Raw genomic sequence first — 14401 nt, forward strand, 5'->3', positions numbered from 1 at the left:
CCGTGGTCAGTTTCGGTCTGATCGACGAATGGGATCCGGCCCCGGGCCGGCTCGTGAGCTGGTCCGCGTCGCCGGATTCGGTGGCGCGGGCCGCGTCGGCGCCCGTCCATCCGGCGCCGCCCTCGCACCAGCAGGAGTCCTATCTGCGTCTGGCCCATCGCAATGCCACCGCCGACTTCCGCTATTCGGGACTGTGCGTCGTCACCGCGCAGGTGCCCGGCGCGCTGGATCTCGACGCGATGACGCGGGCGGTCAACGCGTTCCTGCTGCGGCACGACACCTTCCGCACCTGGTTCGACATCGGCGAGGACGGCGCGGTGCGCACCCATCTCGTCGACCTCGATGTCATCGATTTCGTGCCGACCGGATACGGCGAGATCGACAATGCCGAGGCCATCCGCGAACACGTCCAGAAGCAGACGCCGGGACCGTTCCAATGGGACTGTTTCACCTTCGGCGCCATCGAACACGAGGAGACGACCACCGTCTACATCGCCGTCGATCACCTGCACACCGACGGTGTCGCGCAGTACCTCTCGTGTGTGGACCTGGCCCAGCTCTACGCCGCGCAGGTGTGGGACGGCGGCGCCGAACTCCCCGCCCCGGCCAGTTATCTCGACTACTGCGTGCGCGAACGCGCGCAGTCCGCGCTCCTGACACCCGCCTCGCCGGGGGTCAGGAAATGGCTCGAGCTGGTCCACGGCAACGAGGGTGAACTCCCGTCCTTCCCCCTGGAACTCGGCGGCCGCGGCGGCTACCACCGCAGCGCCCACGTGACCGTCCCGCTGTTCGACGAAGAGGGCGCGGCGCGCTTCGAACAGGTGTGTCGCGACAACGGCGCGGAATTCACCGGCGGCATCTTCGCCGCCGCCGCGCTGGCCGAACGCGAACTCGTCGACGCCGACTACTACTTCACCATGACCCCCATCAGCACCAGGGGCACACTCGCCGAACTCGGCTCGGTCGGGTGGTACGCGACCCTGATCCCGGTGGCCTTCCCGATCGGCGCGAACACCTCGTTCGCTCGCGCGGTGGTCGCGGCGCAACGCGCGTACGAAAGCGGACTCCGACTGACGACCGTGTCCTTCCATCGGGTGCTGGAACTTGTGCCCGACGACGCCGGAATCTCGGTCCGGTCGGGCTGGTCGAATCCGATGCTGTCCTACGTGGACGCCCGTGAATTCGCGGGCAGCGAATTCTTCGACGTGGCGCGCGGCGGCGTCTACGCCAACCGGGCGGCTGCCGAGGAGGTGCTGATGTGGATCAACCGGTTTCCCACCGCGACATCGTTGAGCGTGATCTACCCCGATACCCCGGTCGCCCACGACTCCGTCGACCGCTACGTGAACGCGCTGAGATCGGTCTTCCTCGAGGTGGTGAACGGCGCGCCCTAGCCTCGAGAGGGTTCCCGTTCACCCCGAATTCATCTGCGGCTGTAGCGAACCCGGCATGTCCGCGCCCGGCGAGGCGCATGCTGGAAGCGGTGACCGATGGTGCGGGTGGGCAGGATGGGTGGTCAATGTGGACGACACCGCGATGGACGCGTATTCCCGGACGGTGATCGCCGTCGCGGCGGCGGTGACCGGCCACATCGCCGGAATCCGGACCCGTCACGGCGGCGGTTCCGCCGTGGTCTGCGCCGATGACGGTTTCCTGCTCACCGCCGCGCGGGTGCTCGGTGCGGCCACCGAGGGCGAGATCGTCTTCGCCGACGGTGTGGAATCGCGTTTCGAGGCGGTGGGTGTCGACCCGCTGTCCGATCTGGCGGTGCTGCGGGCGCGTGACGGCGCGCCCGGTGCGGTGACCTTCGGTGACGCCGACACCCTCGTCGTCGGTCAACTGGTCGTCGCGGTGGGGAGCCCGCTGGGGTTGGCGGGTTCGGTCGCCGCGGGAGTGGTCGGGGCGCTCGGTCGAGCGGCCCCGGTCGCCTCCCGTCGAGCGGGCCGGGTCATCGAGGACGTCATCCACACCGATGCCGCGCTGAATCCGGGGAATGCCGGTGGCGCGCTGGCGGATTCGCGCGGACGAGTGGTCGGGGTGGTGACCTCCGCGGCTGTGGTCGGCGTCGGCCTCGCCGTTCCGATCAACGGCACCACCCGCCGCATCATCGACACACTGCGCACCGAAGGTCGGATTCGCCGCGCCTACCTCGGAATCGTCGGCGCGCCCGCACCGATCACCGCCGAGATCGCCGGGCGCGCTGGACAATCCGTCGGGGTGCGCGTCGTCGACGTCGTGCGCGGCGGACCGGCCGACCGGGCCGGACTGCTCCGTGGCGACCTGGTTCTCTCCGTCGATGACGTGGAAGTGCGTGACGCGCAGGGGATTCAACGCGCGCTCTTCGCCGAGGCCATCGGCCGGGCCGTGCCGATCAGCGCGGTGCGTCGCGGCGCGATGGTCGACGTCGTCGCGATCCCGGTGGAACTCGGTTGACGAACGGTCGTCATTCGTCCGGCCGACGACCGATGAATTCCGGTCGCCGGGGCGGTCCGACCTTATGAGGCCACGGAGGTCTCGTCGAGTTCGGGAGGTCGACCATGGACCAGACATCAGCATCATCGGCGCAACGGCGCCTGGCGCAGCATCCGACGGTGCGGCGGATGGCCGAACGGGAGCGGACGAAACCTGATCCGGTGCTCACGGCGTCCCGGCTGCGGGAGCTGTGCCTGGCGGCGGGCGCCGAGGACGTGGGTTTCGTTCCGATCGATGATCCGCGCGTCGCGCCGGAGTACGAGCACGCGCGCGCGATCCTGCCGTCGGCACGCACCTTCGTCGCCTTCTGCGTGCGGATGAACCGCGACAACCTGCGCAGTCCGCAACGCAGCCTCGCCAATACCGAGTTCAATCACGCCGACGACGAGACCAACGCCGTGTCGCGTCGAATCACCACGGCATTGCAGGACGCGGGCTACCGCGCGGTCTACCCGGCGCCCGGTTATCCGATGGAGGTGGACAAATTTCCCGGCCGGATCTGGGTCATCGCGCACAAAGTGGTGGCCGAGGCCGCCGGGCTCGGGGTGATGGGCATCCACCGCAATGTCATCCACCCGAAATTCGGCAATTTCATCCTGCTCGGCACGATCGTCACCGACGCCGTCGTCGACGAGCCGAGTTCGCCGCTGGATTTCAATCCGTGCCTGGAATGCAAACTGTGCGTCTCCGCGTGCCCGGTCGGTGCGATCGCCCAGGACGCGGGTTTCGACTTCCAGGCCTGCTACACCCACAACTACCGGGAATTCATGGGCGGGTTCACCGACTGGGCGGAGACCATCGCCGACAGTGACAGCCGCGCGGACTACCGCGAGCGGGTGAGCACCGGGGAGTCGTTCTCGATGTGGCAGAGCCTGTCGTTCAAACCCAATTACAAAGCCGGGTACTGCATGGCGGTGTGCCCGGCGGGGGAGGACGTGATCGGCGCCTATCTCGACGACCGGAAATCCCATCTCGACGAGGTGGTGCGGCCGCTACAGAACACCGAGGAACCGGTCTATGTGCTGTCGGGATCGGCGGCCGAGGAACACGTCACCCGTCGTTTCCCGCACAAGACGGCGAAACCGGTGACGAACGGTTTTCCCGACGAGGTCAACGCCCTGCTCGACCAGATCGGGCCGAGGCCGCGACCCCGGGTGGATCCGGAATGAACGGTGTCGACGATTCGGCGGTCGATCCGTTCGGAAGTCGCGCCGGGGGCGGCGGGTGATACCGCGGACCGCCCCCGATCGCGGCAGTTCCTACCGCTCGCTCCGCGCCTCGGCGCTGACGCCGTGACGCGGGTGCGGGTCAGTAGGCGATGAAAAGGATTTCCTCGCGGGAGTAGTCGTGCCCGGGGTGGTTCGCGGCGAGGTGCGCCTTGGTCTTGGTGACCAGGTCGTCCTCGTCGGTGCCGACGATGGTCTCGCCGCAGGGGCAGTTCAGATTTCGCTTCATGCGCGGTCCTTCTTCCTTGATACGGCCTGCCCGGACGTGCGCCCACCAGTGCTGCGGCGCGGGTGGGCGGGCTTGCACGAACGAGCGCTCGGTCATCGTATCCAGCCCGGCCGAACGCATGGAAGCCCCCCGCCCGCGCCGCTGCCGCCGGTGCGCCTGACCCGGCACCGGCGGCAGCGGACCCGCGACTACGGCGTCGAGTAACCGACGAGCGCGCCGATACCGGCCCCGATCGGGACGGTGACCAGGGCGCCGACGCCACCGAGGAAGAAGCCGAGTACCGCGCCGATACCGGCTCCGACCAGCGCCCCGATTCCGGCGTTGTACTGCTTGCGCGCCAGTGTGTCGGCGGCCTCGTCGATGGCCTGCGCGCTCGCCGACTGCGGCGTGAAGGTGAGCGTGCGGCCCTCGGCGCTGATCCGCGCGGTGCTCTGTGCGGCGGCGAGCGGAATGCTCGCGACGATATTTCCCGCGTTGTCGGTCAGCGCCACCGACGCGGCATCCGGTGCGAGCGTGAATCGACCCGCGTCCACGGTCGCGGTGACCCCGGTGCGATCGGCGGTGGCGGCCGCGACGTAGCCGATGCCGTGTTCGACCCCGTGGATCGCGGCTTCGGTATCGGATACGGGCTGTGCCGCTGCGGCGCCGGCGGTGATGCCGGTGGCGCCGATGGCGAGTAGAGCAGTGGCGGCGAACGTGTTGGCTCTCATTGCTTTCCCCATGTTCCGTCGGCCGATCGTGCGCCGACACTTTCCCCTGACGGCCGGATCTCGGCCACCCCATTCTGACCCAGTCGACCGCCGCGCCGGAAGGTTTCGATCACATCGCTCCGATCCTCGGCGCTCGGTGTTCGCGGAGCCCGGCCGGATTGTCTCGAGGTCCACCGCGCTTGCCCGCGAACGCTTTTCACGTCGCCCGGTATTCGCGGTCCCGATGCCGAGCGGCCGTCGCTCTACGGTCGATGCGCTCCACACCGATCGAAATCCTCTCGCCCACACCGGGACGAATCCGCGAACCACCCAGGCGGAACCCCGATCCCCGCTCGTGCGCGTCCCGCACCGGATACTCGAAACATCCTGTCGCCGGGATGATTAGCGACCCGATCGCCCGTTCCCGGTCTCGGGCACGACGACCCGTTCGCGCCGCCGCCCGGCACCCGCCGGACACCGACCTCGATACCCGCGATCGCACACGCTGTGTGATAACCGGCACACCCGGGCGTCCGCGACGGCAGCCGATCGCCGCTTTTACCGAACCGATCCGACCCGCAGGTGAACGAATCGATATCCGGGCGTGGCAGATCGGGTGACTTGTAGGGTGCTCGGAAAGCCGGAGCGATCGGCTTGGTGTGGATGAAGGGATGCCCTGATGGCGGATACGTCGGTCGAAGTTCTCCTGGAAGACTTCGAGAACAAGGACAACTGGGATCTCGGTGGCCCGGGGGCCGGGCAGACCCATATCACCACCTTCGCGGAGGGCGCGCCGAGCAAGGAACCCGGCGTGTACGCCAACGGCGCGGCCGGCGCCGACTACCGGGCTGTCGCCCTGCTGGTCAAGGCCGCCGCGGAAGGTCTGGACATCGAACTGAACCCCAAACCCGGCTCCGCGTTCACCGTCCCGGGACAGCTGGAGGAACTGAACCTCTGGGTCCGTTCACCGCACGCCTCGATCCGGGTCTTCGCCCGTGTCGGCGTCGGCGGCGAGGAACAGGAACTGTCCCTCGGCCGCATCACCGCCAACGGCGAGTGGCAACGCGCGGGCCACGAGCTACCCGACCCCGCCGCCGACGTGGCCATCCTCGGCCTACGCATCCGCCTGGCCGAGGTCATCAAACGAGCGGGCGAGGTCATGATCCTGCTCGACGACCTCACCGCCCGCACCCGCCGCTAGCCGGGAGAACCTGAGCCCCTCGGCTCAGGAGTGTGTGGTCTCCGCCGCGTCGACCACCGCCGGTTCGGCCTGTCTCGGCGCCGCGGGGACCCATACGCGCAACGGCTGTACGACCGTGCCGTAGAACGCGTCGGCGGCCGCGGCCACACTCGCGATGAAACTCGCCGCCGTACCGGACCGGCGGCTGCCCAGCGGAAAGGTCTGCTCGAGCGAGAACGACACGATGGTGCCGCCGCGCTGCTCGGTGAGCACCTTCGGATTCGCGCGAACTTTCCCGAGGATTTCACAGGTCTCGTTGCCGCGCTCGGAGAACACCGCCTCCACCTGGACTTCGCCGGGAGCATCGCCGAGTTGACGGAGCAACCACGACACCCGGCGGGCCGAGGTCCCCTCGTTCGGCGCGTCCAGGACCGTGCGGCATCGGATCCGGTTGGTCCGTACGTCGGCGACGACGACGAGGTCACCGGCGGCATCGGGAATCCGCAGCACCGCCTCGAACGTGCCGTCGGCCGCCAAGCGTTCGGCGACCGCGGCATTGCGCGCCGTCGGATCCGACTGGTGCCTGCGCGGCAGCACATGTTTGACCGTCACCCCGAGCTCCGCCGTGAACCGCAGCGCCAGGTGCCGCGACAGCGACACCCATTTCTCGGCGACGGTGAGCCCCTTCTGATCGCCCGAGCGCAGCGTGCCGGCGGTCACCGCGTCCCGCACGGCGACCCAGTGCCTGCCCATGTCCACGAGTTCGGTCGCACCCGACCGAGGATGTTCGAGGTAGCGCAGGAATTCGCTCGCGATCCACGCCTGGAGGTCGTCCTCGATGCCACCGTGCGACAGCAGCATGCGCACCTCGTGGGTAACCTCGGCCCAGGAGAGATGCCGCAGCGCGACCTTGGCCAATTTGCGGCGGTCGACCTCGACGGGCAATTCTCCCGGACCGGCCGGCACATCGTTGGACAGGCTGATCACCGCGTCGTACTTCTTCTTCCTGGCCACATCGAGGTAACTCTCGAGCTGCTCGCGGCGAAGCTTCCCGGAACCTGTCTTGACCTCGAGCAATCCGGTCCACACCCGCGTACCGCGCACCACCTTGAGCACCGCGTCGGGGATGACCTTCGACTCACCGCGCTCGTACTGGACTTCGACATAACCTTCGAACGCTCCGGCGGGCGCTCCGAGTCGAGCGCAGAGTGCCCGTGCGAGCGGCCGTACCGCCTGCATCGTCGCGATCAGCGCCGACGTCGCACGTTTCTCCTGTTCCTCGCCCGCGCCGACACCGAATACCGAGAACAGCCGCGCGGGCTGCCAGGTGTCGAGTTCGGCGAGCTTGAATTCGATCGGCTTGGCCTTCTTCGCCACCCGTTTGGCGGTGCGCACGCCGCTGCCGCGACCGGCGGTCCGGCTCGGGGAGGCGTTCTTCGCCTGCTCGACGATCGCGAGATCGGGGACGGCCGAAGGCTCGGGAGCGGATTCGACCGGCACGTCGACGTCGGAGTCCGGCTCGTCATCGACGGCGACACCGTAATCCGCGGCGAGACCGGCCAATCCGGAATCCCAGCCCTGTCCGACGGCGCGGACTTTCCAGCCCTCGCCTCGTCGATATATCTCGCCGAAGACGAAGGCCGATTCGGTGCTCACGTCGGCGGTGACGTATTCGGCCAGGGAATGGCCCGCACCGTCCACCACGTGGAAGGTGAGTTTGCCGAGTTCGCCGAAGGTGCCGGTGCCGATACTGCCCGCGAGCGCGACCGTGTGCACATGAGCGGGCACCGTCGACAGGTCGATCGTGATCCTGGCCTGAGCACCCTCCTCTGTCGCGCTGGTGCCGAGGAAACGTACCGATCCGTCCGAGGATTCGGGCTGATTGTAGAAAACGAAGTCGGAGTCGGAGCCGACCTTTCCGTCGGCGCCGAGCAGCAGGGCGGACGCGTCGACCTCGATATCGGATTCCGTCCATCCGGTCACCACATCGATCCCGACGACATCATCCGGCAGCGGAATGTTCTGGCCTTTGGACAGCATCGGAGGCAACACGGCAATTCCCGTCTACGATTCGGCACGCATGATTACAGAAGGGTTCGGGTTCGAATCATTCGAATGCCGACCCTTATGGCAGCACCGCGTATCGGGCGGTGACGCTGGGGTAGTCGGCTGGATGCCGTGCCCCGTTACAACAGTTCGCTGCCCGATCATTCTGCTGTACATTCCACGGCAAAATGTCGAGAGTGATTGCTATATCGAACCTTTCGGTCCGATATTCCTCGGTATCCGGTCCCCGAGTGTGATTCGAGGTTCGATACGCGGTGCCTATTCGGGCCGTGTCGAGAACCGCACGATTCTCGGACCGACATTGTCATCGAGTGAAGAAAAGCGGACGGACTGATTCGAGGCCGCGTCTACTGTCGATCGAAGGATTCGGCAGCGTGGTGTGTGGTGGTTCGACCGCACGGACGATCGCGCGATTCTCGCTACCGAGGGGGGAGCGCCGTCGCGGGGGCCGCAATCTCGTCGGGGTCCTCGACGGGCACCAGTGGGTCGGGGTTCCATCGGCTGTCGACGACGAGGCCGATCAGCCCGATCGCTATGCAGAGACCGGAGACGGCGAGCATGGCGGGGTGGGTGCCTCCGGTCAGGGCGTCGGCGAGGATGACGGTGGCGACGGTGCCGGGGACCGAGCCGATGAGGGATGCGGCGAGGTAGGGCCAGAAACGCACCGAGGACAGCGCGCAGCAGTAGTTCACGACCGAGAACGGGGCGAAGGCGACCAGGCGCAGTGAGCCGACCGCGAGCCAGCCGCGTCGTTCGAGGCGTTGATCGATCGCGCGGACGGCGGGATGGGTCAGGCGGGCGGCGACGTGGTCGCGGTCGAGCGCGCGGACCAGGAGCAGGGCGAGGGCGGCGGCGACGGTGGTCGCGGACAGGGCGACGACGCTACCGAGTAGCGGACCGAACAGGACCCCGCACGACACGGTGAGCACGGTGCGCGGAATCGGCGCGGTCGCCGCGACGGCGTAGACGACGAAGAACACCAGCGGGAACCAGGGGCCGACCGAATCGGCCCACTCCTGCATCCGCTGCGGACCCGGCAGCGGAATCAGCATCGCGCCGACGAACAGGATGCCGACGCCGAGAAGTAGCGCGACGATACGCCGGTTGCGAATGAGCCAGGTCACGCGAGGCAGGTTACCGGTTGGTAGTGGCGGCCAGGGTCAACCCTCGGGGGCACTGCCGCTAGCATCAGAAGAAACGGGACGAATGCTCGTTAACCGAAGTGCTCGCTGACCTGGGCGAATGCGGAGGTAATGGGTGCGCACAGTGGGTGCGCCATCTCGAGTGGAAGAGGGAAAGCAGTGCCGATTGCTTCAGAACCGGCCGCCGAGTCGGTACCGGAGTACGCCGCATGGCGTAAGGGAGTGGCCGGCGTCCTGGCGAAGGCCCGCAGGGTCGAGATCGCCGAATTGCCGGAGGAGCCCGAGCATCTGCTCGCGGAGACCACCTACGACGGACTCACCGTCGCCCCTTTGTACACCCGTCGCGACGAGCTGCCCGAGCAGCCGCTGCCCGGCGCCTTCCCCTTCGTGCGCGGACGCGACGCGACCCGTGACGTCCACCGCGGCTGGTACGTGACCGCACCGGTCACCTCGTCCGACGCGGCCGCCGCCAACCGGGAGATCCTGTTCGGCCTGGAGAACGGCCACAGCGCCGCGTGGATCGCCACGGGCGAGCGCGGGGTGCCGGTCGAACAGTTGCCGACCGCGCTCGCCGGACTGCTCTTCGAACTCGCGCCGCTCACGGTGAGCGCGGGCCCCGCGGTCGGCGCCGCCGCCACCCGGATCTTCGCGGTGCTCGACGAGTACAAGACCCCGGACCGGGCGGCGATCACCGTCGCCCTCGGCGCCGCTCCGCTGACGAGCCGTTTCGCCGGCGTCGACGACGCGGGTCTGCCGGAGACGCTGACCCTCGCCGACCAGGCCATCGCACGCGAGGAGACGATCCGCGCGATCACCGTGGACGGCACCGTATTCCACGACGCGGGCGCGTCCGACGCCCAGGAACTCGGCGCCGCCGTGGCAGCCGGTCTGGAATACCTGCGCGCGCTGAGCCCCGGCCGCGATATCGCCGATGTGCTCGGTCAGCTGGAATTCCGGTACGCCGCCACCGACGACCAGTTCGCCACCATCGCCAAATTCCGCGCCGCGCGTCAACTGTGGGCGCGGGTGGCGCACGTGTGCGGTGCCCCCGCCTTCGGCGACGCGCCCCAGCACGCGGTGACCTCGGCGGCCATGATGACCCAGCGCGACCCGTGGGTGAACCTGCTGCGCACCACCCTCGCCGCGTTCGGCGCGGGCGTCGGCGGCGCGGACACCGTGACGGTGCTGCCCTTCGATTCCGCGCTGCCCGTCGGCGAACTCGGCGTCTCGAAGTTGTTCTCCGACCGCATGGCACGCAACACCCAGTTGCTGCTGCTCGAGGAATCGCGCCTCGGCCACGTCCAGGACCCGGGCGCGGGTTCCTGGTACGTCGAGGATCTCACCGCCGCCCTCGCGGACAAGGCGTGGGAGTTCATGCGGGAACTCGAGGCCGCGGGCGGCTACACCGCCGCGCTCGACTCGGGTCTGCTCGCCGAGCGGATCGCCGAGACCCACGCGGCCCGCGACGCCGATGTGGCCCACCGCAAGACCGCGGTCACGGGTGTGAACGAATTCCCGAACCTGGCCGAGAAACCGCTGTCGGAAGCGGCCCGCGACAGCGGTCTCAGCACCCGATACGGCGCGGCCTTCGAAGAACTGCGCAACCGGTCCGACGCCTACCTGGCGGCCAACGGCGCGCGGCCGAAGGCGCTGCTGGTGCCGCTGGGCACGGTGGCCGAACACAATGTGCGCGTGACCTTCATCGCGAACCTGCTGGCCTCCGGCGGTATCGAATCGGTCAACCCGGGACCGCTGGACGTGGACGGAATCGCCGCTGCCGCCACCGAATCCGGCGCCGCGATCGCGGTGCTGTGCGGTTCGGACAAGCGTTACGGCACCGAGGCGGGCGGGGCCGTCGAAGCCCTGCGCGCGGCGGGTGTCGGCACGGTACTGCTGGCCGGTGCCGCGAAGGCGGTCGCCGATCTGAGTGAGACACAGCGACCGGACGGATACCTCACCGCGAAGATCGACGCGGTCGCGGCACTGTCCGGCCTGCTGGAGAAGGTAGGAGCCTGATGACTACGCGCGAAGTCGAACATGTGATCGGCAGTTTCGCCGATGTGCCGCTGCACGAGCGCGCGCCCGAACCCGCCGCGGTCGACGCCGCGCAGGTGCGGGAATTCGTCGCCGAGGCCGCCGAGGCGAATCACTACACCCCCGATCAGTTGGTGTGGGCGACCCCCGAGGGCATCGACGTGCCGCCGGTGTTCACCAAGGCCGATCGCGACGCCATCGTGGCCGAGGGCTTCCCGCTCGACAGCGTTCCCGGTGTCGCGCCGTTCGTGCGCGGTCCGTACCCGACCATGTACGTGAATCAGCCGTGGACGATCCGCCAGTACGCGGGGTTCTCCACCGCCGCCGATTCCAACGCCTTCTACCGCCGCAATCTGCAGGCGGGACAGAAGGGCCTCTCGGTCGCCTTCGACCTGGCCACGCACCGCGGCTACGACTCCGATCATCCGCGCGTGCAGGGTGACGTCGGCATGGCCGGTGTCGCGATCGACTCGATCCTGGACATGCGCCAGCTCTTCGATCACATTCCGCTGGACCAGGTTTCGGTGTCGATGACGATGAACGGCGCGGTGCTGCCGATTCTCGCCCTCTACGTCGTTGCCGCCGAGGAACAGGGCGTCACGCCCGAACAGCTGGCCGGAACCATTCAGAACGACATTCTGAAGGAGTTCATGGTCCGCAACACCTACATCTATCCGCCCAAGCCCTCGATGCGGATCATCTCCGACATCTTCGCCTACACCAGCTCGAAGATGCCGAAGTTCAACTCGATCTCCATCTCCGGCTACCACATCCAGGAAGCGGGAGCGACCGCCGATCTGGAACTGGCGTACACCCTCGCCGACGGCGTGGAGTACATCCGGGCCGGTATCGAGGCGGGTATGGAGGTGGACAAGTTCGCGCCGCGGCTGTCCTTCTTCTGGGCCATCGGCATGAACTTCTTCATGGAGGTCGCCAAACTCCGTGCGGGACGGCTGCTCTGGAGCGAGCTCGTCGCGAAGTTCAACCCCAAGAGCGCGAAATCGCTGTCGCTGCGCACCCATTCGCAGACCTCGGGCTGGTCGCTGACCGCCCAGGACGCCTACAACAATGTGGCGCGCACCTGCATCGAGGCGATGGCCGCGACCCAGGGCCACACCCAGTCGCTGCACACCAACGCCCTGGACGAGGCGCTGGCACTGCCGACCGATTTCTCCGCCCGCATCGCCCGCAACACCCAGCTGCTGATCCAGCAGGAGTCCAACACCACCCGCCCGATCGACCCGTGGGGCGGCTCGTACTACGTCGAATGGCTCACCCACCAGCTGGCCAACCGGGCCAGGGCCCATATCGCCGAGGTGGAAGCGCACGGCGGTATGGCACAGGCCATCGGCGAGGGCATCCCCAAGCTGCGCATCGAGGAAGCCGCCGCGCGCACCCAGGCGCGCATCGACACCGGGCAGCAGCCGGTGATCGGCGTGAACAAGTACCAGGTCGAAGAGGATCAGCAGGTCGAGGTCCTCAAGGTCGAGAACTCCCGCGTGCGCGCCGAGCAGATCGAGAAGTTGCGGCGGCTGCGCGCCGACCGGGATTCCGACGCGGTCGAGCGGGCGCTGAACGAATTGACCCGTGCGGCGGCCTCTTCCGAGGGCGGCATGCAGAACAACCTGCTCGCCCTCGCCATCGACGCCGCGCGCGCCAAGGCCACCGTCGGCGAGATCTCCGACGCGCTGGAGAAGGTCTACGGCAGGCATCAGGCCGAGATCCGCACTCTGTCCGGCGTGTACCGCGACGAGGCAGGGAAGGTCACCAACATCACCACCGCGGTCGAACTCGTCGAGGAATTCGCGGAGGCCGAAGGCCGTCGCCCGCGTATCCTCGTCGCGAAAATGGGTCAGGACGGACACGATCGAGGACAGAAGGTGATCGCCACCGCCTTCGCAGACATCGGCTTCGACGTCGACGTGGGCCCGCTGTTCCAGACCCCCGAAGAGGTGGCGCAGCAGGCGGCCGACAACGACGTGCACGTCGTCGGTGTGTCCTCGCTCGCGGCGGGCCACCTCACGCTGGTGCCCGCTCTGCGGCAGGCACTGGCGGACGCGGGTCGTCCCGACATCATGGTGATCGTCGGCGGCGTGATCCCGCCCGGTGACTTCGACGAGCTCTACGAGGCGGGCGCCGCGGCGATCTTCCCGCCCGGCACGGTCATCGCCGAGGCGGCGATCGACCTGCTGAAGAAGCTCGGCGCCGAACTCGGTCACGGCGCGGACGCCACCGCGACCGAATGAGCGAAGCAGGTTCGGCCGCCCCGCAGCGGGCGGCCACGCGCCGTGCCATCGATGTCGACGCACTCGCCGACGCGGTCCGCGCCAACGAGCGGGCCGCCTTGGCGCGGGCCATCACCCTGGTGGAATCGACCAGGGCCGATCATCGGGATCTGGCCCAGCGGCTACTGCTGAAGCTGACACCGGAGGTCCAGGGATCCGACAGCACCGTGGTGTCGAATCGGGTCGGCATCACCGGTGTTCCCGGCGTCGGTAAGTCGACGTTCATCGACTCGCTCGGCATGTCGCTGATCGGGAAGGGGCATCGGGTCGCGGTCCTGGCCGTCGATCCGTCCTCCACCCGCACCGGCGGCTCCATCCTCGGCGACAAGACCCGGATGGCGCGGCTGTCGGTGGAACGTGACGCCTTCATCCGGCCGTCGCCGACCGCGGGCACGCTCGGCGGTGTCGCCAAGGCGACCCGCGAGACCATCGTGCTGCTGGAGGCGGCGGGTTACGATGTGATCCTGGTCGAGACCGTCGGCGTCGGCCAGTCCGAGGTCACCGTCGCCAATATGGTCGACGTGTTCTGCTTCCTGACCCTGGCCCGCACCGGAGACCAGTTGCAGGGCATCAAGAAAGGCGTTCTCGAACTCGCCGATCTGGTCGCGGTGAACAAGGCCGACGGCAGGCACGAGATCGAGGCCAAGGCGGCCGCCCGCGAACTCCAGGGCGCGCTGCGCCTGATCCACCCGCACGACGCGCTGTGGCGCCCACCGGTTCTCACCATGAGCGGGCTGGAAGGCATCGGCCTGGACACGTTCTGGGACACCGTCCTGCAACACCGTCGGGTCCTCACCGACGCGGGCGAATTCGACGAGAAGCGCCGACGTCAGCAGGTCGACTGGACCTGGACCATGGTGCACGATCAGCTGTTGCGCCGTCTCGCCGACAATCCGAGGGTGAAATCCCTTCGCGCCGAGGTCGAATCGCAGGTTCGCGAAGGCACTCTCACCGCGGCGCTCGCCGCTCAGCGGTTACTCGACGCCTTCGACGGATCCTGATCCCGTGCTCGTTGCGACCGCACCGGTCGCGACGAGCGGTGCTCCGGTGTGTCGCGGCACGAGATCATCGTCGGTC

Annotated in this window: 11 protein-coding genes; 7 read left to right on the plus strand and 4 right to left on the minus strand. The window is 68.2% G+C overall.

Annotated features, from left to right (window positions below):
- Window positions 1-2: 2 nt before the first annotated feature.
- The 3 genes from DAT37_RS23640 to DAT37_RS23650 all read left to right on the plus strand — a co-directional run bounded on the left by DAT37_RS23640 (window position 3) and on the right by DAT37_RS23650 (window position 3641).
- A complete protein-coding gene (locus DAT37_RS23640) occupies window positions 3-1394 on the plus strand; it encodes a condensation domain-containing protein (RefSeq protein WP_109526999.1) in 1392 nt (463 codons plus the stop codon).
- A gap of 142 nt (window positions 1395-1536) precedes the next feature.
- The gene (locus DAT37_RS23645; RefSeq protein WP_232839984.1) at window positions 1537-2433 is read left to right on the plus strand and encodes a S1C family serine protease; all 897 of its coding nucleotides are present in this window, start codon (window positions 1537-1539) and stop codon (window positions 2431-2433) included.
- 104 nt (window positions 2434-2537) lie between these two features.
- Window positions 2538-3641 (plus strand): 4Fe-4S binding protein, encoded by a 1104-nt coding sequence (locus DAT37_RS23650; protein ID WP_109527001.1) that lies wholly within the window; start codon window positions 2538-2540, stop codon window positions 3639-3641.
- A 139-nt stretch (window positions 3642-3780) separates the two neighbouring features.
- On the opposite strand, the gene DAT37_RS46460 is transcribed toward DAT37_RS23650, so the two are convergent.
- Complete coding sequence (locus DAT37_RS46460; protein ID WP_408637429.1) at window positions 3781-4023, minus strand: hypothetical protein; 243 nt, start codon at window positions 4021-4023, stop codon at window positions 3781-3783.
- A 92-nt stretch (window positions 4024-4115) separates the two neighbouring features.
- Window positions 4116-4637 carry a hypothetical protein gene (locus DAT37_RS23660; protein ID WP_109527002.1) on the minus strand — a complete coding sequence of 174 codons (522 nt, stop codon included), beginning with the start codon at window positions 4635-4637 and terminating at the stop codon, window positions 4116-4118.
- Between the two features lie 658 nt (window positions 4638-5295).
- Between DAT37_RS23660 and DAT37_RS23665 the strand changes: the two genes are divergently transcribed.
- Window positions 5296-5817 (plus strand): hypothetical protein, encoded by a 522-nt coding sequence (locus DAT37_RS23665; RefSeq protein ID WP_109527003.1) that lies wholly within the window; start codon window positions 5296-5298, stop codon window positions 5815-5817.
- A 24-nt stretch (window positions 5818-5841) separates the two neighbouring features.
- On the opposite strand, the gene DAT37_RS23670 is transcribed toward DAT37_RS23665, so the two are convergent.
- Together DAT37_RS23670 and DAT37_RS23675 are read right to left on the minus strand one after the other, a co-directional pair.
- The gene (locus DAT37_RS23670; RefSeq protein WP_408637437.1) at window positions 5842-7836 is read right to left on the minus strand and encodes a TerD family protein; all 1995 of its coding nucleotides are present in this window, start codon (window positions 7834-7836) and stop codon (window positions 5842-5844) included.
- Between the two features lie 446 nt (window positions 7837-8282).
- Window positions 8283-8987, minus strand: coding sequence for a TVP38/TMEM64 family protein (locus tag DAT37_RS23675; RefSeq protein WP_198654393.1), 705 nt, complete (start codon window positions 8985-8987; stop codon window positions 8283-8285).
- A gap of 177 nt (window positions 8988-9164) precedes the next feature.
- Between DAT37_RS23675 and DAT37_RS23680 the strand changes: the two genes are divergently transcribed.
- Genes DAT37_RS23680 through meaB form a run of 3 tightly spaced genes read left to right on the plus strand, consistent with a single transcriptional unit; the run spans window position 9165 to window position 14325 of the window.
- Window positions 9165-11021 (plus strand): methylmalonyl-CoA mutase family protein, encoded by a 1857-nt coding sequence (locus tag DAT37_RS23680; RefSeq protein WP_198654394.1) that lies wholly within the window; start codon window positions 9165-9167, stop codon window positions 11019-11021.
- Window positions 11021-13285, plus strand: coding sequence for a methylmalonyl-CoA mutase (gene scpA, locus DAT37_RS23685; RefSeq protein WP_109527006.1), 2265 nt, complete (start codon window positions 11021-11023; stop codon window positions 13283-13285). Before DAT37_RS23680 ends, scpA begins: the two co-directional genes overlap by 1 nt.
- Window positions 13282-14325 carry a methylmalonyl Co-A mutase-associated GTPase MeaB gene (gene meaB, locus DAT37_RS23690; protein ID WP_109527007.1) on the plus strand — a complete coding sequence of 348 codons (1044 nt, stop codon included), beginning with the start codon at window positions 13282-13284 and terminating at the stop codon, window positions 14323-14325. Before scpA ends, meaB begins: the two co-directional genes overlap by 4 nt.
- Window positions 14326-14401: the final 76 nt, after the last annotated feature.

The organism is Nocardia aurea, from assembly GCF_003123685.1.
GTDB classification, from domain to species: Bacteria; Actinomycetota; Actinomycetes; order Mycobacteriales; family Mycobacteriaceae; genus Nocardia; species Nocardia aurea.